The sequence below is a fragment of the Streptomyces sp. NPDC051041 genome, assembly GCF_044456065.1.
Taxonomy (GTDB): Bacteria; Actinomycetota; Actinomycetes; order Streptomycetales; family Streptomycetaceae; genus Streptomyces; species Streptomyces glaucus.
Genome location: NZ_JBITFM010000006.1, coordinates 199,289 through 224,958, shown reverse-complemented (window position 1 = coordinate 224,958; position 25,670 = coordinate 199,289). Strand labels below are relative to the sequence as shown.

The following is a 25,670-nucleotide window of genomic DNA, read 5'->3' as shown; positions in this document are numbered from 1 at the left end:
TCGACGTTGCCGGCCGCGGTGATCGAAGGAGGCGGTGGGCCGTGCGGCCAAGGGACGACCGCTGCGGCGGCGTACCGGACGGCGACCGCGGCGGCGTACCCAACGGCGATCGCGTCCGGCCGTCCGGAGCCGGATGCGACCGGTACCCGGACGCGGACCGGACGGACGCCGCCGAACGGATCGCCGCGGAAGTACGCGATGCCCGGCCCCGGGAGGTTCCGAAACGCCTGTGCGCGGTGGCGGTCGAACTGCTGCCGGTGACCGGTGCGAGCGCGTCCCTGCGCAACGACGGCGTCCCCCTCCGTCTGTGCGCCAGCAGCGAGCAGGCCGCGCGCGTGGCGGAGATCCAGACCACCCTGGGCGACGGCCCCTGCGTGCACGCCGCCGAGACCGGCGCGCCCGTGCTCGCCTGCGATCTGACCCGCGGGCCCGACGCCGACCGGTGGCCGGTCTTCGCCCAGCAGGCCACCGCCGCCGGGGTGCGGGCGGTGTATGCGCTGCCGCTCGGCAACGACTCGGTGTGCGTGGGCACCCTCGACCTCTACCGCGACCGCCCCGGCCGGCTCACCGACGGCGAACTGCGCACCGCGGAACTGGTGGCCGACGTCATGACGGTGGCCCTGACGGCGCTGCCGCACGACGACGAACCGGACGCACGGGGCGGCGAGTCCTGGCTGAGCGGTCTGGCCACCGACCACGACGCGGTCCACCAGGCGATCGGCATGATCATGGCCCAGCTCGGCGTCGGCGCCGACGAGGCCCTGGCCCGGCTGCGCGCCCACGCCTTCGCGGGCGGCCGCACCGCTCTCGCCGTGGCCCGCGAGGTGATCGCCCGCCGCACCCGCTTCGACCGCGAGGACTGACCGGGCCCCGCCCCCGGACGGGCGGGCGTCGCCGGGACCCCGGACCCCGCGGCGGGAGGGCATCGCCCGCCGGGACCCTAGACCTCCGTCCCGCTCTGCCTCCTCACCTCCGCCAGCCGCTCCGCCCCCGCCTGCACGGCCCGCCAGGTGACCTCCTCCGGCACCTCGCCGGGGCCGCCGTTGGTGAGGGTGATCGTGTCCTCGCCGACGCGGACGGCGGCGACCTCCACGACGAGGAACGACGGCTCGCCGCCGGCCGTCTGCCCGCTCAGCGTGACCCGCAGGCCCTGGCGGGCGTCCCCGACCTCCGGCAGCGGCAGCTCGTCGACCTCCACGTCCTGCTCCGCCCCGTACGCGGTCACGGCCGGGAACCGCCCGCACCGCACCGGCAGGCCCGCGAACCAGGTCAGCGTGCGGTCCACGTCCGCGACCCGATGGGCGGCTACCTGGTAGCGCAGCTGGGCCGCGCCCCCGGCGTCGTCGAAGCCGGCCACCGCGCGGGCGCCCGCGGGCGGGCCGAGGAACTCCTCGGTGTAGAGGAGGTCGAGCAGGCGCCGGCAGTCGGGGTCCTCGGCGGTCGCCTTGAGCAGCCCGTCCCGCCAGGGCGCGGCGCCCTGCGTCGGCCGCCACCGCCCGCCCAGGTCGCCGGGGGCGATCAGGGCGTCCCGCGCCCCGTCCTCGGTCAGCGGGGGCGGGGCGGTGGGCGACGCGAGCGCGGCGGGCGACCGCCCGGCCGAGGCGGCGGCGCTGGAGGCCGCTCCGGGCAGCTCCGGGTGGCCGGCGGAGCAGGCCGTCACGGTCAGCAGGGCGGCCACCGGGAGAGCGCGGGCGGCGAGGACGCGGATGCGTGCGGCCGGGGGGTGCTGCATCGGGTGCCTCCTGGGGGCGCGCTGCTCGGGATCCGGCACGTCCGGAGATCCCGGACGTCGTCTTCCAAGGGAGCACCCCGCCCCGCGCCCCACCAGCGTTCCGGGCCGTCCGGGTGAGCCCGGCCGCCGGGGCGTCGCGGCCCGCCGGGCCGGGGGGAACCCGCGTAAGGTCACCGGCACAGGCCCCCGCGCGGGAACGCGGAAACGGTGGAAGGAGCCCTCGCCGTGACGACCGACCGGCCCATCCCGGTGATCATCGACTGCGACACCGGCATCGACGACGCCCTGGCCCTGCTGTTCGCGGTCCGTCACCCGGGGCTGGACCTGCGCGCGATCACCTGCGTGGCCGGGAACACGGACGTGGACGGGGTGGTGCGGAACACCCTGACCGTGCTGGAGCAGGCCGGCGCCCCGGACGTCCCCGTCGCCCGGGGCGCCGAGCGCCCGCTGCTCGAACCCCTCCGCACGGCCCGGCACGTGCACGGGCACGACGGCATGGGCGACCTCGGCCTGCCCGCGCCGACCCGCACCGCGGCGGACGTGGACGCGGTGACGCTGCTGCGCCGCGAGATCCTCGCCTCCCCCCGCCCGGTCACCCTGATCCCCACGGCCCCCCTGACCAACATCGCGCTGCTGCTGCGCACCCATCCCGAGGTGGTGCGCAACATCGAGCGCATCGTCTTCATGGGCGGCGCGGTCGCCGCCGGGAACGCCACGCCGGTCGCCGAGTTCAACGTCTGGCACGACCCGGAGGCGGCGGCGATCCTGCTCACCGCCGGGGTGCCGATCACGATGTACGGCCTGGACGTGTTCCAGCGGGTCGTGGTCCCCGGCGCCGACGTGCGGCGGCTGCGCGCCGGCGCCGAGCCCGGCGCCCGCCTGGCCGGCGAACTCCTCGCCCACCGCGGCCCCGTCGTCGACGAGTCGGATCCCGGCGGCGGCCTCGGCGACGCGGGCGCGGTCTGCGCGGTCGCCGACCCGCAGGGCCTGACCACCCGCCGCCTGCCGGTCGAGGTGAACCTGGCCGCGGGCCCGGCCCGCGGCCAGACGGTCGTCGACCGCCGCCGGCGCCCCGGCGAGTCCGAGATCCACGACGGCACCCGCGAGCAGCCCCTGGTGGACGTGGCGCTGGACGTGGCCGTGGAACGGTACGTGAAGCTGTACCTGGCGGCGGTGGAAGGACCCTAGGACCGCGGCCGGACGCGGCCCCGCCCACGTACCGGCCCCCTGCCCGGCCCCGCCCGCGCGGCCCGCCCCGCCCCGGCCCCGGCCGCTCAGTCCGGCAGGGCCTCGCGCAGGGCCCCGTCCAGCCGGCGGGCCAGTTCCGCGTCGGTCGGCGGGTCGGCGCCGAACAGGGGGCCCAGCTGGGCCGTGAACGTCTGCGTGAAGGCGCCGTACAGCGGAGTGCGCGGGCGGGGCACCGCGCGCTGGAGGGCGGGGAGCAGGATGTCCTCGGCGTACCGGGGGCGGCCGGTCCGCTCGTCCCTCGGCATGCTGTCGGCGCGTTCGCCGGTGGGGGAGGCCGAGGGGACCGGAGAGGACAGCGGGCAGCGTACGGAGTCGTCCCGGTACGCCGAGGTGCGGGTGGCCGCGAAGCCCGCGTCCAGCAGACAGCGCTCGCTCTGCCTGCCGGTGAGGAACCGGATCAGCTCCCTCGCCCTGGCCGGCTGGTCGGACGCCTCGGTCACCGCGAGGTTCTGGCCGCCGAGCACCGCCCGGCCGGGCAGCGGGGCCACGCGCAGCCGCCGCTCGTCGAACGTCTGGTGCAGGGCGCGGTAGGCGTACGGCCAGTGCCGCAGGAACGTGGTGCGGCCCGCGGCGAAGTCGGCCAGGCTCTTCTCCTCGTCGGACCGGTCGGCGTCCGTGAGGGTGTACGAGTCGTCGGTGCGGCGGCGCAGCTCCGCGACGCCCTGCGCCAGGTCGTCGACGTCGGCGCGGTACCGGCCCTCGTCGTCGGTGAGCGTCAGGCCCGGCACCGCCGAGGCGAACGCCTCCACGGCGTTGACCGTGCGGCCCTCGTAGGCGCGCAGCTGGGTCGTCCAGCCCTTCTCGTAGCCGCGGGGGCGGCGGGCCTGGACGTAGTTGATCAGGTTCCGGAGCTGGTCCCAGTCGATGCCGCGCAGGTCGGTGTGGTGGATGCCCGCCTGCCGCAGATGGTCCGGCCGGTAGTACAGCAGGCCGACGTCGCTGTTGAACGGCACCGCGTACACCCGGTCGTCCCAGCGGGCCGTGCCGGCCACGGACGGGATGACGTCGGCGTCCAGCATCGCCTGGGGCAGCGGCCGGATCAGGCCCGCGGCGGCGAACTCCGGCACCCACGTCACGTCCAGGTTGACCACGTCGTAGGCGGCGCTGCCGGACTGCAGGGCGCCGAGCAGCTGGCTGCGCTGTTCGTCGGCGCTGCCGGGCAGCTCCACCAGACGGGCGCGGTAGCCGGTGTCCCGTCTCTCCTGCTCGGCGTTCCAGGCGTCGATGAGCTGCTGGCGGACGCCGTTGTTGCCGGTGACGTCCCGGCCGCTGGCGATCACGATGTCGCCGGGCACGTCGGCGGAGGGCGCGGGGTCCGCGCCGTGGCCGCCGCCGGTGCAGGCGGCCACCAGCAGCAGGGCGAGCAGGGCCACGAGCCGCCGGGTCATCAGTCCTCCCCCGTTCCGGTGCGGGCGACCTCGTCGCGCAGGGCGGCGCCGAGGTCCTCGTCGACGCCGATGCAGCGGCCGCCGCTCGCCGCGGAGACCCGGGCGTTCGGCCTGCCCGCGTCGCAGCCGGCGCCCTCCAGGAGCACCGTCGTCACCGGCACCTGCACCGACCGGACCCTGGCCAGCACGTCGGCGAGACGGGTGCCGGTCAGCCGGCCCACGTCCTCGTCGTCGGTGACGTACACGATCAGCCGGGGGCGGTCGGTGCCGAGCCGCTCCATCTCCTCCAGCGCGGCGAGCAGGGCCGCGTGCGGATCGGCCTCGGCGTCCCGCACGCGGGCGCGCTCGTCGACGGCCCGCCGGGCGTCCCCGCGGCCGTGCTGCCCGAACGGCAGCAGCGTCTCGTACGGCCGCTCGCCGAGGCCCGACACCGCCCACACCCCGTACTCGTCGCGGTCGCCGAGCCCGCCCAGCGACTGCTTCAGCAGGCCGGGGCCGCCGCTGGGCCCCTCCCACAGGTCGACCATGGAGCCGGAGCTGTCGAGCAGGTACAGCACCCGGCCGGGCCCGTTGGCGCCCTGATAGCCGGTCAGCGCGGCCTCGGCGGCGTCCCGCCCGGCGGACTCGACGAGCGGGGCGGGGGCGCGCAGCACGCCGTCGGCGACCGACTCGTCGTCCGGCAGGGTCCGGCCGCCCGTGACCGGGCGGAAGCCGTCCCGCGCGAACACCGCACCGCCCCGCTCGCCGGCGAGCCAGGCCCGGAAGTCCTCGGCGGCCTCGTCGCGCGCGGCCTCGTCGCGGTCGGCGTCCTCCCAGCGGACCCGCACGAAGAGGGGCTCCAGGCCGGGCACGTCGCCGGGGTACTGGGCGAAGCGCGGGGCGCGCCGCTCGCTCTCGCAGCCGACGCCGCTCTTCAGCAGGAACTCGGGGACGAGCGCGGCGGTGCGGTCGTCCACGGCGTCGTCGGCGGGCAGCGTGCACAGCAGCTGGCCGGCGGTGGGGGACGGCGGGCCGGTCTGGTCGACGCGGCGTTCGGCGCGGCCGAGGTCGGCGGCGTCCGGGCCGGTCCCCGTGCCGGCGTCGGCGTCGGCGGTGATGCCGTACAGGCCGATCGTGGCGAACAGGCCCGTGTCGGTGAACTCCGGGTCGGGGCGGCGCACCCGGGCGTCCGGGTGCCGCGCGCGCAGGTCGTCGATCATCCGGTTGAGCGGGGGACCGACCCGCGCGTCGTAGTCGTCGGCGGCGAGGTCCTGCGGGACGGCGAGCACGATCGGGGAGTAGGCGAAGGGCTCGTCGGCGGGTTCCAGGGTGGCGGCGGCGTCCGTGTCCTGCCCGGCGGCGACCCGGTCGGCGTCGGCACGGGAGGCGGGGATCCACACGTCCGGCTGCGGGCCGATGTCGCGCTGCGGGTTGGTGTCGTCGTCGGGGGGCTCCTGCCAGGCGCCGGTCTGCCGGCGCAGCGCGGCGACCGTGTCGGCGGCGCCCGCGCTGTAGACGGTGATGCCGCTGCGGCGGCAGCCGTCGCCGGTGGTGTTCCCGTCCGACGTCAGATACGCGTCGGCGGCGGCCCGGACGGTGGACTCCAGTTCGGGATCGGTCAGGACGCGCAGCTCCAGGGGCGGGGCGCAGGCCTCGCCGCGTCCGTCGGGGGTGAGCAAGCCGGACGCGGCGAGGCCCACGCCGGTGGCCAGCACGGCCAGTCCGATGACGTATGACACCGCCCGGCGGGGCCGGCGCCAGAACGCCGACCGCGGCATCCGCCGCCACGCGGCCACGGTGCCGGCCGAGGCGTGCAGGAGGGCGAGGGAGGCCGCCAGGGCGCGGGATAACAGGGCCGGTCGCGGGGGAGCGGACGCGGGCTCGGGCTCGGGCGCGGGCGCGGGCGCGGACGTAGGAGCGGGCGCGGGCGCGGACGTAGGAGCGGGCTCGGGCGCGGACGTAGCGGGCTCGGGCTCGGAAGCGGGCGCGGATGTGGGTTCGGGCGCGGAAGCGGGCGCGGCCGGCCGGTGACCGGGTCCGGGGGAGCCACCCCCCGCGTCCCCCGCGTCCGGCACCCCGCGCGCCGACAGCAGCGCGTCCACACCCCGCTCGGCGCGGCTCTGCGGTTCCCAGGGCTCGTTGCGCACGGTGACGTGTCCACCCGCCGCCATCCGTTCCCGCAGTTCGTCCGCGAGGCCGCTGAACCACAGCTCCCCGTCCTCGGCGAGGAGTCGCACCAGCTCCCCGGTGAACGGCGTCGGCGTGTCCGGGTCGCCCGCGTCGATCTTGTGGTTGGCCTGCACGCTCATCAGCAGCAACACGCGCCGCTTGTCGCGGAAGGTCTCCCAGATCCGGGCGGCGTTGCCCGCGTAGCAGCAGTCGAGGATCACCACGATCCGTCCGGCCCGGCTGGTGGCCAGCACGGTGAGCACGGTGAGGAACCTCTCCGCGCCGGGAAAGACGGCCTCTCCGCCCGCGATCACACTCGCGTTGCGCATCTGCAGGAACAGCTCGTCCGGCGCGTTCGGGACCGCGCCGTGCCCGGCGAAGTACAGCAGCAGCACTCCGTCGGCCTCGGCGGCGGCCTTCTGCAGGGCCCGGCCGAAGTCGTCCAGGGAGGGCGAGTGCTTCACGACGATCTCGTGCGCGCCGAACACCTGCCCGCGCGCCAGCACCTCGCGCAGCCGGTCCAGATTGTGCCGGACGGCCGGGAGGTCGCCGGACACGCCGTGCGGCGGCTTGGTGTCGTCGTACTCGGACACTCCGACCAGTAGTGCCCGGTTCACCGGTCCACCCGGGTCGTTGAGAGCCACCGGATCTACTCGTCGCCGCGGCCAGCGGGCGGGTGATCACCGTCCTCCGGTCCGCGGCGGTCGTCCGGTACGGGTTCCGGGCCCACCTGGTCCACCCGGTGCTCGGGCGGCGGACCGCCCTCGACCCGGCCGCGGTTGGCCCGCCAGGCCTCGACGGCCCGCCGCACCAGGAGCGTCACCTCCACCAGGGTGACGGTCGCCTCCAGCACCGTCACGACGATCTCCATGTCGACGCCCATCGGCGTCCCGGTCCCGTCGTGGTCCGTGCGCCGCCGCTCGTGGATCTGCAGCCGTCCCGCACGGACCATCTCGTCGAGCGGCTTCTCCTGCTCCAGCCACTTGCGCAGCGCCCCGATGTCTCTCTCGGTGACGGCCCCGTCCAGTCGGACCCGCACGCCGCGGCCCACCACTGCATCCCCCTCAGTCATAACTCATCATCATGGCACCGGCGTTGCACACTGGACAGGGTCTGGAAGCCGCTCCCGGCGCGCGCCCGCCCCGCGCGCCGGATCCGCACGCCGCGTTGACGTCCGCGTGCCGTTCCGCGTCGGCGGGCCGGGCGGCACGTCGTACGGCTCCGGCGCCGGGAACGCGCCCGTCGTCCCGCGCCGCGCACACTCCGCGCCGTGCGACACCACCCGCCCCGCGGCATCCGGAGGAGCCCCGTCCGTGCGCGCCGGCGCGCGGTCGCGTCACGCGCCGAGGCCGGCCAGGCGCCTGCGGACGTCGTCCAGGGCGCCCTCCCGCCGGCCGGGGACCTGACCCCGCAACCGGGCGAGCGCGGACCCCAGTTCCCGGGCCGGCGCCGCGTCACGGATCCGCCCCCACTGGTGGTGGGCCCGGTCGACGGCCGCCTCGACGGCGGGCGCGTCCGGCGCCTGCCCGGCGGCCAGCCGGGCGGCCGCCACCGCCAGCCAGGTGCGGCAGCTGCGCACCGGGTCCCCGGCGAACATCGCCAGGTCCGCGCGGACCTCCGCCCAGTGCAGCGCCTCCTCCGACGCGGGTCCGTGCGCCCGTACGGCGGCCTCCTCGTGCCGCGCGGCCAGCGCGTCGGCGTCGGCGTGCCGCCCCGACCGCACGGCGGCGGCGATGACGGCGTGCGGGTCGCCCGCCGCCGGCCCCGGCGCGGTCAGCACCAGGTCGGCGCCCGCGCTCTCCGGCTCGATCCGCGTCAGCGCCCGCTGGTGCAGCTCCTCCAGCGGCGGCCGGTACCCGCTGCGCAGAATCGTCGCGACCGCCTTCATGTACGACGGCTCCGCCACCGACCACCGGGACGGCGGCGGCGCGACGCGGCCGTACACGGCGTTGTTGCGGCCCGAGTCCAGCGGGTGCTCCCGCAGCCACCGCCAGGTCTCGGCGTCCGCGTGCAGGTCGAGCAGCAGGGCCGTCGCCCCCGTCGGCCGCAGTCTCAGCTCCTCGCGGATCCAGTGCCACGGCAGGGCGGTGTAGCGGACGGTCGCCGGGGTGGTGCGGGCCAGCGCGAGGTGGGGCAGGCGCTGGCGGCGGTCCAGCTGGAGCTGGCCGGTGACGTACACGGTCAGCGGGCCGGGGGCCGCGGCGGCGGCGCGCAGCCGGGTCAGCACGGCCTGGGGTTCCAGCGGGTCGGCGAGCTCGACGACGTTCGCGGTGTCCGTCCCGGCCAGCACCGCGGGCGGCACGGCCGCGAGCACGGGCAGCACGGACGCGGCGTCCACCAGACAGCCCTTTCCCACGGGTGCGGCCGCGAGCAGCAGCACGGTTCCGGGCATCGAGCCCTCCCCCCGACGGTCGATCACTTACGGCAGCACGGTAACGGCTGCGGCCGCCCGCGGGGCGCCGGATCCGCAACGGCCGCCGCCGAGCGGCGCGCCCGGGCCGGCGGTCCGGGCACGTCAGCCGGCGGGGCGGTCCGGGCCCGGCGGGCAGGATGCCGGTTCCTGAACGGATGTGATCACGGCCGCCAGGTCCGCGCCCGCTCGCAGGAGCGCCACGGCCCGTGCCGCGATCCGGTCGAGACGCTGCCGCAGGATGCGCTGGGCCTCCTCGGGACCGCCGAACCGGTGCAGGGAGGCCATGATCTCGCGCACCGCGGGAATGCCGTAGCCGGCGCCGCGCAGGGCCGCGACTATCCTGGCCGCTCCGATCGCCGGAGGGCCGTAGCGACGGGCTCGCAGTGACGTCACCCGCTCGGGGGCGACGAGCCCTTCCTGCTCCCAGAACCGCAGGGTCGAGGGACGCACGCCGAGCGCTCCGGCGAGTTCCGTGATCGTCATCGCGTCGCTCTCCCGATCGTCCCCGGGGACGTCCGCTTCGGCCTGGATCGCCCGCACCGCTCGCTGAGCGCGCAGCGCCTCGTCCCGCTCCCGCGCGAGCCGGACGTGCACCGCGCTGATCGCCGCGGCCGCCGTCGTGATCGTCTCCGTTCGCAGTTCCGCGAGCATCCGCCGGGCCTCGACGGGTCCGACGGCGGCGGCGAGCCCTCGATAGGCGCGCAGGGCGTGCACGTGGACCGGCGCGTAGCGGCGGTGGCCGTTGCCCGACCGGGCGGCCGGGGGGATGACTCCCAGCCGCTCCAGGTCGCGAACCTGCTGCGGCGAGTAGCCCGACGCCCTGGCGACGTCGACCGTTCTCAGCGGTGCCCGTCGCGAACCGCTCACCGGCCCGGTCATCGCCAACCCCACACAAGCACTTGAAGGTGATGCTCGAACCATGAGTATGGAGCAGATCATCGCGACCGTGCGGGGCTTCGACGGCGCGCTCGTGGTCGTCCCGGCGCCGGGCGGCGACTTCCCCGAGGCGGCGTGGGGGGACGCGTTCTTCTACTACGCCCCGGACGGGCGGATGCCCCGCAGCGTCCAGCCCTACGGGACGATCGTCACCAAGGACCAGCCCGGCGACGACGCCTCCGACCTCGACCCTCCGGGCCGCTGGCGGGTGAACGTCCACGTCGACCGTGCGACGTTCCGGGAGCTCACCGGAGAGGAGCCGCGCGCCCTCGGCCGTCGCCGCGACTACGCGGCCGCCGACCGTGTGCTGCCGCATCCGGTCTACGGCGCGCTCGGCTGGATCTGCGTCGTCAATCCCGGTGCGCGGACGGCCGGCACGGTCGTGCGGCTCCTGCGCGACGCCCACGACGCCGCCCGTGCCCGGTTCGAGCGGCGGCACGGGCCGGGAGCGGGAGAGACCCCGAGGAGCCGCTGACGCCGTTCCGGAGCGAACGGATCCGCCGGGCCGGAAGCCGGCCGCGGCACCCGAGCCGCACGCCCCGCGCCCGCCGGCGCCGCTCGCACCGGCGCCGAGCCGCACGAAGCCGCCCCCCGCCCGCCTCCCGCCGCTCGGCACCCCCGCGGAAACCGGCGCGCCGCCGGCGACTACACGCGCCGCACCGCGAACACCGTCGTGTCGTCGGCCAGCCGGCCGCCGCAGTGGCGGAGCGTGCCGTCCCGGACGAAGGCGACCAGGCGGCGGGGGTCGGCGAGCCGCGGATCGGCCGCGAGCGCCCGGGCCACCTCGTCCGTCAGCGGGTAGAACAGCCCGCCGCGGTCCCGGGCCTCGGTCACCCCGTCCGTCACCAGCAGCAGCGTCTCGCCGGCGCCGAGCCGCACCCGCCGCGGCGTGGGCGGTCCGGTCACGAACTCCCCCAGCCCGAGCGGCAGCCCGTCCCCGGCCGGCAGGCGCCGCACCCCGTCCGGTCCGACCACCAGCGGCGGTTCGTGGCCGAACAGCAGCACGTCCACCGCGTCCGGCGGGACCTCGGGGAACCCCAGCAGCACGGCCGTCGCGAACCGGTCGCCGTCGGCCCGCCCCAGGGCCGCCGTGTGCGCCCGGTGCCGCACCATCCGCACCTCCAGCCGCGCGGCGACCGTCATGAGGTCCGCCTCGTGGTAGCCGGCCTCCCGGAACGCGCCGAGCAGCGCGGCCGCCGCCTCCACCGCGCCCAGGCCCTTGCCCTGGACGTCGCCGACGAGGACGCGGGTGCCGTGCGGCCCGGGCTGGATGTCGTAGAAGTCGCCGCCGACCCGGGCCTCGGTGTCCGCGGCGAGGTAGACCGCGGCGTGGTCCAGGCCGCCCCAGCCCGGTGGCAGCGGGCGCAGCACGGTGCGCCGGGTGGTGTCGGCGACGTCCCGCATGTGCAGCATCCGCCGCTCGCCGCGCACCCGGACCGCGCAGGCCAGCGTGGCGAGGAAGCCGCCCACGGTGACGAGGATGAAGTCGGGCAGCCCGGTCTGGTACTGGTGCGGCCAGGAGGTGTCCACGAGGACGTACGCGGCGACCGAGAGGACCGCGAACGCGGCCGTCCCCCACACCCCGCAGATCGTGGCGGCGATGCCGGGCACCAGCACGATCCAGGAGATGATCCGGAACTCGCCCGTGGTGTTGTAGTCCACCAGCGTGATCCCGGCGAGCAGCAGCAGCGGCGGCGCCCAGGCGACACTGCGGCCACGCACCCGCAGCAGCGGCTGCCGGTACCGGACGTCCTCCCGGCCGGCGGGTCCGGCGGGAGCCGGCCGGCCGGGCGGCTGCCGGTACCGGCCGTCGGCCGGTCTCAGGACGCGACCCCTCACGGCCCCAGCGAAACACGCCCCCGTACGGCCCGCATCCGGATCCCGGACGCCTCCCGCCGCGCCGACTTGCCGCCCACCGCCCCCAGGTGTGCCCTGGTAGGCGGGGCGAGGAGAGAGAGGAGCGCTCTCATGACGCACGCGGCACCCACGCCCGGCGGAATGCGCACGCCGAGCCCGCCGGCCCGGACCGGTACGCCCGACGTCTTCAGCGAGCGGGTCCACAGGATCGCGCAGTGGGCGCTGCCCGCCGTGATCGGGCTCGCCTACGGCTGCTGGGCCGCGACCAACCGGCGCAGCGGCGCGCCGGTCACCGGCTGGAACCTGCTGTTCGGCCTCGCGACCGCGGTCGCGTTCATGATGCTGTACATCGCCGTACGGGCCGTGGCCCGGCGGCTGAAACGCGAACTCCGCGCACTGCTCTGGTCCGTCTTCACCGGTGCCGCGATCGGTTTCCTGTGCTCCCAGGCCAGCGTGTCCGTGCTGGAGACCGCGGCGGTGTCGCTGGCCGTCGCGGCGGGTCTCTTCGTGATGTTGGTCTACCACTACTACACGCGCAAGGGGGAGGCGGAGAACCAGGAAGGCCCCACGTAGGCCCCCGCCGGTCCGGACCGCCCGCCGGTCCGGGCCGGACAGGGAGCCCCTGCCCGGCGCCGTGAGCGCACGGTGCCGCCGGGTGCGCGGTGCCGCGGCGGTCCCGGCTCCCTCCGCGGTGCCGTCACCGGTGATGCCGGTGCGGCCCCGCCGCGGCGGGCGGGGACCGCCGGCGGGCCGGGCCACGGCCCGGCCCCACGCCGAGCAGGGCCGCAGCCGGGGTCCGCGGGGCCGAAGCGGTGCCCGTGACCGGCGCCTTCCCCGTCCCGGAAACCACCCGTCCGGGCGAACCCGCCGTCACAGCGGGGAAATCGCAGGTCACCGCTGTCACGTCGGGCTGAGGAGGCGCTCGGCCGGCCGGTGGCGCACGTCCGTCCGGACGCGTCCGCGGCCGCTCGACTCGCCCGCCCGGCCCGCAGGCCCTTGCCTGGAAGGGTGTCCGCACGTCTCCGCAACGGCCTGTCGGCCCTGCTGATCGCCCTGTCCTGCCTGCTCGTACCGCTCGGCGCGCTGGCGGCCTGGGCTGCGTACGGGCTGGCCGACACCGGCCGGTACGTCACCGCGCTGGCGCCGTTGTCCACCGACCCGGACGTGCGCGACGCGGTCGCGGACACGGTGGGCTCCCGCCTCCTGCGGGAGGCCGGCGCCGGCCGGCCGCTGCCGGACGCCGTGCGGCCCTTCGTACGGGACGCGGCCCGCTCGTTCACCCGGACGGAGGCGTTCCGCGCCGGGTGGGACGCGGCGAACCGGGCCGTCCACGACGCGGTGCTGCGCCGGCTGCGGGACGAGCGCGCGGCCGGGGGCCCGGTCACCGTCGACCTGGCGCCGGTCACCGCCCGGGTCAAGGCCCGGCTCGCCCTCGACCACGTGCCGCTGGCGCGGCGCATCCCCGTCGAGCACACCGCGATCGCCGTCCTGCCCGCCCGGGACGCGGAGCGGCTGCGTACGGGCTACCGCGTGCTCGAGGTCGCCGCCCGCTGGCTGCCGGCCGCGACCGTGGTGTTCGCGGCCGGCGGGATCGCGGTGGCCGCCTGCCGCCGCCGCGCGGTCGCGGCCACCGGGCTCGGCACGGCCCTGGGCGGCGCGCTGCTCGCCCTCGCCGTCGCGGTCGGCCGCCGCCTGACCCTCGCCGACCTGTCCGGGGAGATCGGCCGTCCCGCCGCGGGCGCCGTCTACGACGCCCTGACGGCCACCCTGCGCACGGTGTCCTGGCTGCTGGTCGTGCTCGGCCTGGCGGTCGCCCTGCTCTCCTGGCTCACGGCCCGCCCCGGCCCCTTCGCGCACCGTCGCCGCCCCGGCCCCCCGGATCCCGGCTCCCCGGATCCCGGCCCCCGGCCGGCCCGCGCCCGGCTGTGACGCCGGGCCCGGGCTCCCGCGGTGCCGACCCGGGGCCGGTCCGAGGGCAACTTTCCGCCCGTGCGCGCCGTCTTTGAGGGAGGATTCCGGGCAGATCATCCGAGACGGGGAGGCCGGGCGTGGACACAGCGGCTGCCGAGCGGACCGCGACCGGTGACGCGCGCGAGCGGCGGGGCGGGCGGCGGACCCGGCGGGCCGGAATCTGGTGCGCCGGACTGCTGTTCGCCGCCGTGAGCGTGGTCGTCGGCTTCCGGACCGCCGACAGCGACGGCGTCACGCCCGTACCGCAGCTGCTGGCCTTCCTGCCGTGGCTGCTCGTGCCGGCCGGCCTCGGACTGCTGCTCGCGCTGCTCGCCCGGTGGTGGGCGGGAGCGGTGTGGGGGGTGGCCCTGGTGGCGCTGCTGGCGTGGTTCGCCGCACCGTACGGCAAGGCCGGCGCGCCCGGCGGACGGCCCGTGGCCGAGCTGCGGGTGCTGACCTCGAACGTCGAGTTCGGGCAGGGCACCGGTCCCCTCGTCGCCGCGGTACGGCGCGAGGAACCGGACCTCGTCTTCGTCCAGGAGTGCGAGTACACGTGCGACGCGGCGCTGCGGCGGGACCTCGCGGACGCCTACCCCCACCGGCGGGCCGTGGCGGGCGGCGGCTCCGAGGGCTCCGTCGTCCTCAGCCGCTTCCCGCTGCGCGGCACCGACGGCGTCCCCGGCACCATGGGCATGCCCGGCGCCGTGGCCGACGTGCGCGGGCACGCCGTACGGATCCAGCTCGCGCACCCGATGCCGCCGCTGCCCGGCCAGGTGGACCTCTGGCGCGGCGAACTGGCCGCCCTGCGCGACTTCGCCGCCGGGGACCGGGACACCCCGACGATCCTGGCCGGCGACTTCAACGCCTCCCAGGACCACGCCGCCTTCCGCCGCGTCCTCGACACCGGCCTGCGCGACGCGGCCCGCCTGGCCGGCGCCGACCGGACGGCCACCTGGCCGGCGCCGATCGCCCCGGCGTTCGGCGCCCAGATCGACCACGTGCTGGTGTCCGAGGAGTTCTCGGCCCGCCGCGCCCGCTTCCTGGACCTGGCGCACACGGACCACCGGTCCCTGGTCGTCGACCTGACGCTGCACCTGCGGAGCTGACGCGACGAGGGGCGCCACAGCCGTGCGCGGCCGTGACGCCCCTCCGGGCGGCCCTTTCAGGCGATCAGTCGCTCGACCGGCCGGTCGATCGGCCGGTCAGCCGGTCGGTCCGTCGAGGCGGTGGGCGGTCAGGCGCCGATGTCGCGGCCGTCCGCGCGCCACACCGCGACGACCGCCGGGCGGACGTACTTGCCGGGGCCGTCGGGCCAGGTGCTGGCCGGCTTGTCCACGGTCGCGCCGTCGACCTCGCCCGGGTGCTGCACGGCGACCAGCACACGCCGGTCCTGGATGATCGGGCCGCAGGTCTCGGCACCGGTCGGCACGGTCAGGAACTGCTTCAGCTCACCGCGCCGCTCACCGCGCGTGGCGACGCCGAAGAGGCCGTCGTGCGAGCCGAGCTGAGCGCCGTCGGTGGAGATCCACAGGTTGCCGTACGGGTCGAAGGCCACGTTGTCCGGGCAGGAGATCGGGCTGACCTTGTCCTTCGGGAAGCCCGCGAAGTACGTCGCCGGGTCGTTCGGGTCGCCGGCGACCAGGAACAGCGACCAGGCGAACTTCGTGCTCTCCGGCCGGTTCCAGCGCTCGGTCAGCTCCAGGACGTGCCCGTGCTTGTTGGCGTTGCGCGGGTTGGCCTCGTCCGCCTTGGCGTTCGAGCCGACCCCGCGGTTGGTGTTGTTGGTGAGGGCGACGTACACCTTGCCGGTGACCGGGGAGGGCTCGATGTCCTCGGGACGGTCCATCTTCGTGGCGCCCACCTTGTCGCCGGCGAGCCGCGTGAAGACGAACACCTCCTCGGCGGTCATGCCCTCGACGTGGCTGACGGCGCCGTCGGCGGTGGCGGTGGCCAGCGGGATCCACTCGCCGCTGCCGTCGAACTCGCCGTCGTTCGGCAGCTTGCCCGTGCCGTCGATCTCGATGGCCGGGGAGTCCCCGGTCAGCTTGGCGACGTACAGCGTGCCCTCGTCGAGCAGCGACAGGTTGTGCTCGCGGACCGCGCGGGAGCTGCCCTTCTTCATCCGCTTGCTGCTGACGAACTTGTAGAAGTAGTCGAACCGCTCGTCGTCACCGGAGTACACGACCGGCCGTCCGTCGTGGGTGAGCCGCACGGTCGCGGCCTCGTGCTTGAAGCGGCCCAGGGCGGTGTGCTTGCGCGGGGTGGACGTCGGGTCGTACGGGTCGAACTCGACGACGTACCCGAAGCGGTGCACCTCGTTCGGCTCCTGGGCGACGTCGAACCGCTTGTCGAAACGCTCCCACTTGCGCTCGGTGGCGCCGGTGCCGATCCCGTAGCGCTTGTCCGTCGGGCGGCTGCTGTTGGCGAAGTACTGGTTGAAGTTCTCCTCGCCGTGCAGGGTGGTGCCCCACGGGGTGACACCGCCCGAGCAGTTGTTGAGGGTGCCGAGCACCTTGGTGCCGGTCGGGTCGGCGGAGGTCTTGAGCAGGTCGGAGCCGGCGGCCGGGCCGGTGAGCCGGAACGCGGTGGTGGCGGTGACCCGACGGTTGAGGTGGTGGCGCGGCACGGCGGTCAGCTTGCCGGTCCTCCGGTCCTCCTCGACCACGACGGCGGACAGCCCGTGCGCGGCCCAGGCGATCTCCACCTGCTCCCGGGTCGGGTTGGCGGCGTCGTAGCCGCGGAACATCAGGACCTCGTCGGTGTACTCGTGGTTGGCCACGAGCAGCTGCCGGTTCCGCTCGCCGGGCAGCGGCAGCAGGGCGAGGAAGTCGCAGTTGTAGCCGAACTGCCCGGCCTGCGCCTTGGCCGTCTGCTTCTCCGGGTCGAAGGCGGGCGCCCCGCGCAGGATGGGCTCGCCCCAGCGGATCACGACGTTCTGCTTGTACCCGTCCGGCACGACGACGGCGTCGGTGGTGTTGGGCGCGACGGGCGTGAAGCGCAGCCCCCGCGCACCCTTCTGCTTGCCGGACACCGCCCCGGCCGCGGCCGGGGCCGCGGCGGCCTGCGGGGCGCCCGCCGCGCCCACGGCACCGGCGCCCGCGGCGGCGACGGTGACCACGGCGGCGGCCCGCATCATCGAGCGACGGCTGAGGGCGCCGGCGATGACGTCGCCGACGTACTCGTTGGAGCTGGTGTTGGGCACCTCGTGGAAGCAGGCGTCACCACACCGGAAACGACAGGTCATGGCGGACCGGCCGCCGGGATGGGATCCGGACGGCGTTCCGATCAACGGCAGCAGCTTGCGCACTGTGTTCTCCCCTGGGATGCCCTTGGTGTCGTCGTGACCGTAGGGGCACATACGTGCGGGAGTCGGGCGCTCGGGTGAACAGAGAGTGAACCTGCGGCAGCCGGAAGGAAGTCACAGGCGTCCACGACGAAGGTACGGGGAGACTGGATGCGGCCCTTGACGTGGCGGGGCTTTCGTGCCAGGCCCTGCACAAGATCACAAGACGGGGCCGCTAACCTTACGTGTCCGTCCTGGCCAGGGATTGACGGGCTTCAACTCACGCGAAGGGTTGCGCACATGGGCATTCTCACTCTCCTGCGGAACGCATTCGGCCGGTCACGCAAAGCGAGGGCCGCCGAGGCGGAGGGTGCGGCGCAGGAGCCGGCTGCTTCGCGGGAGCCCGCGGAGACGGAGGCCGCGCAGGCGACCGGGGCCGCTGCCCCGGAGGCCGCGTCGACCGGGACGACGGCCCCCGGGGAGTCCGCGTCGCCGGAACCGAAGCTGCCGTCCCCGTCCACCGAGTCGGAGCCCGCCCCCGCACCCCGCATCCCCGAATCCCGTCCGGCCACCGGCGAGGAACACGAACTGGTCGTCGCGGCCTTCGACAACGTCACGGTCCCGAAGCCGACGCGCACGACGGAGAGCGAGCGGACGGAGGGGACGGAGGAGACTGCGGACCGGAAGACCGCCGAGACGCCGTCGGCGGCCGAGGAGACGACGTCGGCCGAGGAGACTCCGTCGGCCGAGGAGAAGGCGCCCGAGGCCGAGACGAAGACGCCGGAGGCCGAGGAAAAGCCCGAGGCCGAGACGAAGACACCGATCGACGAGACGCCGAAGGCCGAGGAGACGTCGAAGGCTGAGGAGACGCCGGAGGCCGACGAGGCGCCGGAGGCCGACGAGAAGGCGGAGGCCAAGGAGACGACGGAGGCCGACGAGAAGGCCCCCGAAGCTGAGACGAAGACGCCGAAGGCCGAGGAGACGCCGGAAATCGAGGAGGCGTCGACCGCGGTGACGGAGCCGTCGGTGGCGGAGGAGCCTGCTGCCGCCGGTACACCGCCGGTCGCCGAAGCGCCGGAACCCGTCGAGGAACCGAAGACGGCTGAGGAGCCCAGGGCCACCGACGAACCGGAGACCACCGAGCAGCCCAGGGCTACCGAAGAACCGGAAAACGGTGACGAGCCGAAGGTCGTCGAAGGCCCCGGGACCGCCGAAAACCCCGAGGCCACCGAAGAACCGCAGCCCGAGGACGAGCCGACGGTTGAGCGGCTGCCGGTGACGGAGACGGATCCGGAGCCCGAGCCTGCCGTGGCGGCCGAGACTGTCGCAGAGCCCGAGCTCACCGCCCAGGCGGAACCGGAAGCCGACACGAAGCCCGAGCCCACCGCCCAGGCCGACACGGACACCGAGCCCAAGCCCGAGCCCGAGCCCGCCGCAGAAACCGACACGAAGCCTGAGCCCGAGCCCGCCGCAGAAGCCGACACGGACACCGAGCCCAGGCCCGAGCCCGCCGCAGAAACCGAGGCGAAGCCCGAGCCCACCACCCAGGCCGACACGGACACCGAGCCCAAGCCCGAGCCCGAGCCCGCCGCAGAAACCGACACGAAGCCTGAACCCGCCGCAGAAGCCGACACGAAGCCCGAGCCCGAGCCCGCCGCCCAGGCGGAACCGGAAGCCGACGGCAGGAGCGGCGCGGACGACAAGGCGGAACCCCGGACCGAGGCGTCCGCCGAGGCCGAACCGGCCCCGGAACCGACTCCTGCCCCGGCGCCGGAACCGGCCCCTGCCCCCACCTCCGAAGCCACCCCCGAGGTCACCCCCGACGACACCCCCGAGGAACCGGCCACCCCCGAACCCGCGGCCGCCGGCGGCGAGACCGCCCCGCAGGGGTCACCCGCGGCCGCCGACGGAGCCGTCGCGGATGACGCGGCCGGGCGTGCCCCCGCCGAGGGAGACGCCGAGGGAGACGCCGAGACCGAAGCAGCCCCCGCCGAGGGAGACGGCGAGACCGAAGCGGCCGCCGCCCCCGCCGTCCCCGCCACCCTCACCACCGCCCACAAGGCCGCCGCCGCCACCCTGGCCAAGCTCGGCCTCACCGAGGCCCGGGCCAAGGTCTACCTCGTCCTGGACCGCTCGGCCTCCATGCGCCCGTACTACAAGGACGGCTCCGCCCAGGCCCTCGCCGAGCAGACCCTCGCCCTGGCCGCCCACCTCGACCCCGAGGCCACGGTCCGCGTCGTGTTCTTCTCCACGGAGGTGGACGGCACCGCCGACCTCACCCTCGCCGACCACGAGAACAGGATCGACGCCCTGCACGCCGAGCTCGGCCGCATGGGCCGCACGAGCTATCACGCGGCGGTCGAGGAAGTCGTCGCCCACCACGCGAGGACCGCTCCCGGCACCCCCGCCCTGGTGGTCTTCCAGACCGACGGCGCCCCCGACGCCAAGACCCCCGCCACCCAGTCCCTCACGGACGCCGAGAAGAACCACCCCTCGGTCTTCTTCTCCTTCGTCGCCTTCGGGGAGCACGACAACAAGGCCTTCGACTACCTCCGCAAGCTGAAGACCGCCAACACGTCCTTCTTCCACGCGGGCCCCGCCCCCCGCGAGCTCACGGACCACGAGCTCTACGAGGGCGTCCTGGCCGCCTGGCGTCCCTGACAGCCCCTCCTCCCCTCCCCCCTCCCGGGCCGCCCCTTCCACCCCTCCCACCCCTCGAAACAGGAAGCGGGCGGCCCACCCGTGTCGGCTACGATTTCAAGGTTCCACGGACGACCCGAAACCACGAGATCGTCACTACACGTAACGACCTGGGAGCAGCCCGCGATGGCTCGACACCTCATCACCAGCGCCCTTCCGTACATCAACGGGATCAAGCACCTGGGCAACATGGTGGGGTCCATGCTCCCGGCGGACGTGTACGCCCGCTACCTGCGCCAGCGCGGCCACGAGGTCCTCTACATCTGCGCGACGGACGAGCACGGCACCCCGGCGGAGCTGGCGGCCAAGGAGCAGGGCCTTCCCGTGGACGAGTTCTGCGCGCAGGCGCACGACGCCCAGAAGGCGGTCTACGACGGTTTCGCGCTCGCCTTCGACTACTTCGGCCGCAGCTCCTCCCCGCAGAACGTCGAGATCACCCAGCACTTCGCCCGCAAGCTGAACGAGAACGGCTTCATCGAGGAGCGGGCGATCCGGCAGGTCTACAGCCCCGCCGACAACCGCTTCCTGCCGGACCGCTACGTCGAGGGCACCTGCCCCCACTGCGGCTACGACAAGGCCCGCGGCGACCAGTGCGAGAACTGCACCCGCGTACTCGACCCCACGGACCTGCTGAACCCCCGCTCGGCGATCTCCGGCTCCACGGACCTGGAGGTCCGCGAGACCAAGCACCTCTTCCTCCTCCAGTCCAGGCTCCAGCACGAGGTCGAGGAGTGGGTGGCCGCCCACGAGGAGGAGTGGCCGCAGCTCGCCGCCTCCATCGCCCGCAAGTGGCTGACCGAGGGCCTGCACGACCGCGCGATCACCCGCGACCTGGACTGGGGCGTCCCGGTCCCGGCCGACACCTGGCCGGAGCTGGCCGCCGAGGGCAAGGTCTTCTACGTCTGGTTCGACGCGCCGATCGAGTACATCGGCGCGACGAAGGAGTGGGCGGACCAGGACCCGGAGAACCGGGACTGGAAGTCCTGGTGGTACGAGGCCGACTCCGGCGACGACCCCGTCCGCTACACGGAGTTCATGGCCAAGGACAACGTCCCCTTCCACACGGTGATGTTCCCGGCGACCGAGCTGGGCGTGCGCGAGCCGTGGAAGAAGGTCGACTACGTCAAGGCGTTCAACTGGCTGACGTACTACGGCGGCAAGTTCTCCACGTCCCAGAAGCGGGGCGTCTTCACCGACCAGGCCCTCGAGATCCTCCCCGCCGACTACTGGCGCTACTTCCTCATGGCCAACGCCCCGGAGTCGGACGACGCGTCCTTCACCTGGGAGCACTTCACCGCCACGGTCAACAAGGACCTGGCCGACACCCTCGGCAACTTCGTCAACCGGGTCCTGTCCTTCTCCAGGAAGCGCTTCGGCGAGGAGGTCCCGGCGGGCGGCGAGCCCGGCGAGGCGGAGGCGCGGCTCGGTGCGGAGATCGCCCGCCTGCTCGCCGAGTACGAGTCCCAGATGGAGTCCCTCCAGTTCCGCAAGGCCGCCGCGGCGCTGCGCGCCCTGTGGTCGGCGGGCAACTCCTACCTGGAGGAGAAGGCGCCCTGGCTGGAGATCAAGACCGACAAGGACGGCGCCGCCCTCACCCTGCGCACGGCGATGAACCTGATCCACCTGTACGCGGTGGTCTCCGAGCCGTTCATCCCGACGACCTCCGCCGCGATGCGCTCGGCCTTCTCCCTGCCGGACGACACGGCCACCTGGGTCACGCAGGACGAGGCGAAGGCCCTGGCCTCCGTCCCGGCCGGCACCCCCTTCACGGTCCCGCCGGTCCTGTTCGCCAAGCTGACCGACGACGACCTGGCGGAGTACAAGGAGCGCTTCGGCGGCGAGCCGCAGTAAGCCCCGCGGACGCGCCCCGTGAGCCCGGTGACACCGCTCGGTGTCACCGGGCTCACGTCTGTGGCACGCCTGTTACCGCCGGACCTGGACGAGCCGCCCCGAAGACGAAGATCATGGAAGTCACGGCCGCAAGGGCTTCGCCGTCGAGGCCCATGAGTGGGGGGAACCAGCCATGGCCCTGTTCGGAAACGCACACAGCATCGACCCGTCCCAGGCCCAGCAGGACTACGCCCGCCTGCTCGGCCCCGGCGAGCAGGTTCACGCCGCCTGCCTGCTGATCCGCGACACCATCCTGTTCACCGACCGCCGCATGATCCTGGTCGACAAGCAGGGCATCACCGGCAAGAAGACGGAGTACCACTCCATCCCGTACCGCAGCATCACCCACTTCTCCGTGGAGACCGCCGGCACCTTCGACCTCGACGCCGAACTGAAGATCTGGATCTCCGGCAACCCGACCCCGATCCAGAAGACCTTCACCAAGGGCGTCGACATCTACGAGATCCAGGCGATCCTGACGCAGTTCGTCGCGGGATGACCGCACCGGCGCCCGGGATGCTCACGGGCCGGGCGGGAGCCCCGGGGCGAGCCGGGTGAGAGCCCCAGGGACGCGGGCGGCCCGGAACCGGTGCCGGTTCCGGGCCCGGTCTCTCACTGGGCGGTCAGGACCCCCGCGCCGGTCGTCGTGGCCAGCTCGGCCGGCAGGTTCTTCACGGACGTCTGGAGCCCGGCGTTCAGGGCCGGCGTCCAGTTGACGGTCGTCTTGATCTTTTTGGAGTTCGCGGCGTTGTACGCGGCCACCAGATCGGTCTCCGTGCCGTTGACGAGGTTGCCGCCGCCCGCGACCGAGCCCGTGCCGTCGCCGCTCAGCAGCTTGGCGACCTTGCCGCCCGAGGGCAGGATCCAGTGGTTGCGCTCGGCGACGACCTGCGCCTTGGCGCGGGAGTCGATGCTGTACTTGAGCGCGTAGCCGTTGAGCGTGGTCGTGTCGTAGACGTTGTTGTAGAGGTGGACCTGCCCGATGCGGGCCAGCGGGGCCCGCTGCACGATCCCCTTCCACAGGTTGTGGTGGATCGTGACGCGCAGCTTGCCGGTGCTGTCGGTGTCGCTGCTGCCGATCAGCATGGTCTTGTCGTGGCTGGTGAACACGTTCCGCTCGACCGTCACCAGGTCGGAGCCGTTGGTGATGTCCAGGGCGCCGTCGTGGACCTGGTACTTGCGGCCGAAGTACGTCTTCTCCTGGCTGTCGAAGAACGGCGCGTCGGTGAAGGTGTTGTGGTCCGCCCAGACGTGGGTCGCCCCGCGCAGGGTGACGGAGTCGTAGGCGGAGTTCCACTCGCCCGCCGAGCCGTCCGTCGGGTCCCACTGCGGGAAGCAGTCCTCGGTGGCGGAGAAGGCGAGGTTGCGGATGATGACGTTGTCCACGCCCTTCACCTGCAGGCTGCCGCCCTTGATCCCGGCGTTCGTACCGGGCACGCCCACGAGGGTGGTGTTGGCGGGCACCTTGAAGACGATGTTCTTCGCCTGCTTGGCCTGGGCGGCGGCGCGGGCGTTCTCCTGCGTGCCCGAGGGCGCCTTGTCGCCCCAGGTCGCCGGGTCGTACGCCTTGAGGTAGGCGTCCAGCGAATAGCCGGTGCCGGCGGCGTAGTCGGCGCAGGTCAGCTTCTTGCCGGTGTCGTCGGTGTTGGCGTCGATGGTGCCCTTGACCTTGATGATCCTCGGTGTGGTGTCCGAGGCGGAGCCGAGCGCCTTCACCAGCTCCGCCCGGGTGCTGACGGTGAAGGTGTGCGCGGAGTCGGCCTTGGCGCCGCCGGTCGTGCCCGTTCCGGAAGCCGCCCAGCCGTCCTTGGCGGGCAGCGTCTGGTGGTACAGGTCGACGGCTTCGGCGTTGGCGTTCATCACGAAGACGCCGGTACCGGCGGCGGCGGCCACCACGGCGGCGGAGAAGACGAGGGCACGGCGCTTGCGAAGCGAGCGGCGGTGGGAGGCGGATGCCACGAATGAGTCCTTACGGGGGTTCGCTGAGACACGCGGTTCGTGTGGAGCCCCGCTGAGGGGCTTCCGACTCCCCAGTGGCCGCGGACCGCGAAAAGGTTGCCCCGGGACTTCCGCTCCCGCTTCCGCTTCCGTCCTTGCCCCCGTTTCCGCCCCCGTTCCCGCTCTCGCTTTCGCATTCGGCGAGGATCACGGGACACCGTCCGCGTCGGCCCCGAGGGGCACGGCCCCCGGAAGGCCGTGGGCGGATCACTCGGCGGCACCACCGCCCCCACGCGTGAAGCGGCCCGGCCCCGAGGAGGGGCCGGGCCGCTTCACGCGTGCGCGTCGGTCACTTCGGCTGCGGCTTGCGCACCGTCAGGTGCAGTTCCTTCAGCCGGGCCTCGTCCAGCTCCGTCGGCGCGCCCATCATCAGGTCCTGGGCGTTGCCGTTGAGCGGGAAGGCGATCGTCTCGCGGATGTTGGGCTCGTCGGCGAGCAGCATCACGATGCGGTCGACGCCGGGCGCGATGCCACCGTGCGGCGGGGCACCGAAGCGGAACGCGCGCAGCATGCCCGCGAACTCGCGCTCGACGGTCTCGTTGTCGTAGCCGGCGATTTCGAAGGCCTTCAGCATGATGTCCGGCTCGTGGTTCCGGATCGCGCCCGAGGACAGCTCGACGCCGTTGCAGACGATGTCGTACTGCCAGGCCAGGACATCCAGCGGGTCCTGGGTCTCCAGGGCCTCCAGACCGCCCTGCGGCATCGAGAAGGGGTTGTGCGAGAAGTCGATCTTCCCGGTCTCCTCGTCCTTCTCGTACATCGGGAAGTCGACGATCCAGCAGAAGCGGAAGACGCCCTCCTCGAAGTGCCCGGCGCGCTTGGCGGCCTCGACCCGCACCGCGCCCATGATCTTCGAGACCTCGTCGAAGTCGCCCGCGCCGAAGAACACCGCGTGGCCGGGGGCCAGGGACAGGCGCTTGGTCAGCTCGGCGACGTCGTCCTCGGTGAGGAACTTCGCGATCGGGCCCGTCAGCCCGCCGTCCTCGCCGACCCGGACCCACGCCAGGCCCTTGGCGCCCAACGAGACGGCGTACTCGCCGAGCTGGTCGAAGAACTTGCGCGGCTGGTCCTGGACCGCCGGCACCGGCAGCGCCCGCACGTGCTTGCCGGCGAACGCCTTGAACTCCGAGCCCGCGAAGACGTCGGTGATGTCGACGAGCTCCAGCTTGGCGCGCAGGTCCGGCTTGTCGGAGCCGTACTTCAGCATCGCCTCGCGGAACGGGATCCGCGGGAACGGGGAGGTGACGTGCCGGCCGCCGCCGAACTCCTCGAAGAGCTCGGTCATCAGCTTCTCGATCGGCTGGAAGACGTCCTCCTGCTCGACGAAGCTCATCTCGACGTCGAGCTGGTAGAACTCACCCGGCGAGCGGTCGGCGCGGGCGTCCTCGTCACGGAAGCAGGGCGCGATCTGGAAGTAGCGGTCGAAGCCGGAGATCATCAGCAGCTGCTTGAACTGCTGCGGGGCCTGCGGGAGGGCGTAGAACTTGCCCGGGTGCAGCCGGGAGGGGACCACGAAGTCGCGCGCGCCCTCGGGGGAGGTGGCGGTCAGGATCGGGGTCGCCATCTCGTTGAAGCCCATCGCCGCCATCTTGTGACGGATCGCGGAGATGACCGCCGTGCGCAGCATGATGTTGCGGTGCATGCGCTCGCGGCGCAGGTCCAGGAAGCGGTACTCCAGGCGCCGCTCCTCGTTGACCCCGTCCTCGGTGTTGATCGTGAAGGGCAGGGGGGCCGCCGCGCCCAGCACCTCGACCTCGCCGACCTCGATCTCGATCTCGCCGGTGGGCAGGTCGGGGTTGACGTTCTCCGCGCCGCGGGAGACGACCTTGCCGTCGACCCGGACGACGGTCTCCTTGGAGAGCTTGTCGAGGGCCTCGTACGCCTCGGTGCCCGGACGGGCCACGAGCTGCGTGATGCCGTAGTGGTCGCGCAGATCGATGAAGAGGATGCCGCCCAGGTCGCGCCGATTGTGCAGCCAGCCACTCAGCCGGACGTCGGTGCCGACGTCAGAGGCGCGGAGCTCGCCGCAGGTGTGGGACCTGTACCGATGCATCGTCGTTCATCCAGTCTTCGCGGATCGGGGGCCTGTTCCACGCGCACGTGTTTCACGTGAAACGTCACCCCCAG

General features: G+C 74.2%; 19 protein-coding genes. 9 read left to right on the top strand and 10 right to left on the bottom strand.

Annotated features, from left to right (window positions below; genetic code table 11):
* Nucleotides 1-41: 41 nt before the first annotated feature.
* Nucleotides 42-863 (top strand): GAF and ANTAR domain-containing protein, encoded by an 822-nt coding sequence (locus ACIBAI_RS13405; protein ID WP_399033759.1) that lies wholly within the window; start codon nt 42-44, stop codon nt 861-863.
* Nucleotides 864-940: 77 nt separating this feature from the next.
* Here ACIBAI_RS13405 and ACIBAI_RS13400 read toward each other — a convergent pair whose 3' ends face one another.
* Complete coding sequence (locus tag ACIBAI_RS13400; RefSeq protein WP_399033757.1) at nt 941-1,732, bottom strand: hypothetical protein; 792 nt, start codon at nt 1,730-1,732, stop codon at nt 941-943.
* A 225-nt stretch (nt 1,733-1,957) separates the two neighbouring features.
* On the opposite strand from ACIBAI_RS13400, the gene ACIBAI_RS13395 reads away from it, so the two are divergent.
* Nucleotides 1,958-2,920: a nucleoside hydrolase gene (locus tag ACIBAI_RS13395; protein WP_399033755.1), complete on the top strand. Its 963-nt coding sequence runs from the start codon at nt 1,958-1,960 to the stop codon at nt 2,918-2,920.
* Between the two features lie 86 nt (nt 2,921-3,006).
* On the opposite strand, the gene ACIBAI_RS13390 is transcribed toward ACIBAI_RS13395, so the two are convergent.
* The 5 genes from ACIBAI_RS13390 to ACIBAI_RS13370 all read right to left on the bottom strand — a co-directional run bounded on the left by ACIBAI_RS13390 (nt 3,007) and on the right by ACIBAI_RS13370 (nt 9,808).
* Nucleotides 3,007-4,368, bottom strand: coding sequence for an extracellular solute-binding protein (locus tag ACIBAI_RS13390; RefSeq protein ID WP_399033753.1), 1,362 nt, complete (start codon nt 4,366-4,368; stop codon nt 3,007-3,009).
* Nucleotides 4,368-7,133 (bottom strand): substrate-binding domain-containing protein, encoded by a 2,766-nt coding sequence (locus tag ACIBAI_RS13385; protein WP_399033751.1) that lies wholly within the window; start codon nt 7,131-7,133, stop codon nt 4,368-4,370. Before ACIBAI_RS13385 ends, ACIBAI_RS13390 begins: the two co-directional genes overlap by 1 nt.
* A gap of 32 nt (nt 7,134-7,165) precedes the next feature.
* On the bottom strand, nt 7,166-7,588 hold the full coding sequence (locus ACIBAI_RS13380) for a hypothetical protein (RefSeq protein ID WP_399033749.1): 423 nt from the start codon (nt 7,586-7,588) through the stop codon (nt 7,166-7,168).
* Between the two features lie 264 nt (nt 7,589-7,852).
* Nucleotides 7,853-8,908, bottom strand: coding sequence for a hypothetical protein (locus ACIBAI_RS13375; protein ID WP_399033748.1), 1,056 nt, complete (start codon nt 8,906-8,908; stop codon nt 7,853-7,855).
* 123 nt (nt 8,909-9,031) lie between these two features.
* A complete protein-coding gene (locus ACIBAI_RS13370; protein WP_399033746.1) occupies nt 9,032-9,808 on the bottom strand; it encodes a MerR family transcriptional regulator in 777 nt (258 codons plus the stop codon).
* A gap of 46 nt (nt 9,809-9,854) precedes the next feature.
* Here ACIBAI_RS13370 and ACIBAI_RS13365 point away from each other — a divergent pair, with 46 nt between their 5' ends.
* On the top strand, nt 9,855-10,340 hold the full coding sequence (locus ACIBAI_RS13365) for a DUF6194 family protein (RefSeq protein ID WP_399033975.1): 486 nt from the start codon (nt 9,855-9,857) through the stop codon (nt 10,338-10,340).
* Between the two features lie 170 nt (nt 10,341-10,510).
* Here ACIBAI_RS13365 and ACIBAI_RS13360 read toward each other — a convergent pair whose 3' ends face one another.
* On the bottom strand, nt 10,511-11,596 hold the full coding sequence (locus ACIBAI_RS13360; protein WP_399033973.1) for a PP2C family protein-serine/threonine phosphatase: 1,086 nt from the start codon (nt 11,594-11,596) through the stop codon (nt 10,511-10,513).
* A gap of 237 nt (nt 11,597-11,833) precedes the next feature.
* Here ACIBAI_RS13360 and ACIBAI_RS13355 point away from each other — a divergent pair, with 237 nt between their 5' ends.
* The 3 genes from ACIBAI_RS13355 (at nt 11,834) to ACIBAI_RS13345 (ending at nt 14,778) form a co-directional block, all read left to right on the top strand.
* Nucleotides 11,834-12,295 (top strand): hypothetical protein, encoded by a 462-nt coding sequence (locus tag ACIBAI_RS13355; protein WP_399033744.1) that lies wholly within the window; start codon nt 11,834-11,836, stop codon nt 12,293-12,295.
* Nucleotides 12,296-12,730: 435 nt separating this feature from the next.
* A complete protein-coding gene (locus tag ACIBAI_RS13350) occupies nt 12,731-13,651 on the top strand; it encodes a hypothetical protein (protein WP_399033742.1) in 921 nt (306 codons plus the stop codon).
* A gap of 119 nt (nt 13,652-13,770) precedes the next feature.
* On the top strand, nt 13,771-14,778 hold the full coding sequence (locus ACIBAI_RS13345; protein WP_399033740.1) for an endonuclease/exonuclease/phosphatase family protein: 1,008 nt from the start codon (nt 13,771-13,773) through the stop codon (nt 14,776-14,778).
* 128 nt (nt 14,779-14,906) lie between these two features.
* Here the strand turns inward: ACIBAI_RS13345 and ACIBAI_RS13340 are convergent, their stop codons facing one another.
* A complete protein-coding gene (locus tag ACIBAI_RS13340; protein WP_399033739.1) occupies nt 14,907-16,979 on the bottom strand; it encodes a PhoX family protein in 2,073 nt (690 codons plus the stop codon).
* A 276-nt stretch (nt 16,980-17,255) separates the two neighbouring features.
* Between ACIBAI_RS13340 and ACIBAI_RS13335 the strand changes: the two genes are divergently transcribed.
* The 3 genes from ACIBAI_RS13335 (at nt 17,256) to ACIBAI_RS13325 (ending at nt 22,044) form a co-directional block, all read left to right on the top strand.
* Nucleotides 17,256-19,616 (top strand): VWA domain-containing protein, encoded by a 2,361-nt coding sequence (locus ACIBAI_RS13335; RefSeq protein ID WP_399033737.1) that lies wholly within the window; start codon nt 17,256-17,258, stop codon nt 19,614-19,616.
* Nucleotides 19,617-19,781: 165 nt separating this feature from the next.
* Nucleotides 19,782-21,506: a methionine--tRNA ligase gene (gene metG, locus ACIBAI_RS13330; RefSeq protein ID WP_399033734.1), complete on the top strand. Its 1,725-nt coding sequence runs from the start codon at nt 19,782-19,784 to the stop codon at nt 21,504-21,506.
* A 172-nt stretch (nt 21,507-21,678) separates the two neighbouring features.
* Entirely contained in the window at nt 21,679-22,044 is a 366-nt protein-coding gene (locus ACIBAI_RS13325) for a PH domain-containing protein (RefSeq protein WP_344600453.1), read from the top strand.
* 113 nt (nt 22,045-22,157) lie between these two features.
* Here the strand turns inward: ACIBAI_RS13325 and ACIBAI_RS13320 are convergent, their stop codons facing one another.
* Nucleotides 22,158-23,504, bottom strand: a complete 1,347-nt coding sequence (locus ACIBAI_RS13320) for a polysaccharide lyase family 1 protein (RefSeq protein WP_399033731.1) — start codon at nt 23,502-23,504, stop codon at nt 22,158-22,160.
* Nucleotides 23,505-23,832: 328 nt separating this feature from the next.
* Nucleotides 23,833-25,596, bottom strand: coding sequence for an aspartate--tRNA ligase (aspS, locus tag ACIBAI_RS13315; protein WP_399033728.1), 1,764 nt, complete (start codon nt 25,594-25,596; stop codon nt 23,833-23,835).
* Between the last annotated feature and the right edge of the window lie 74 nt (nt 25,597-25,670).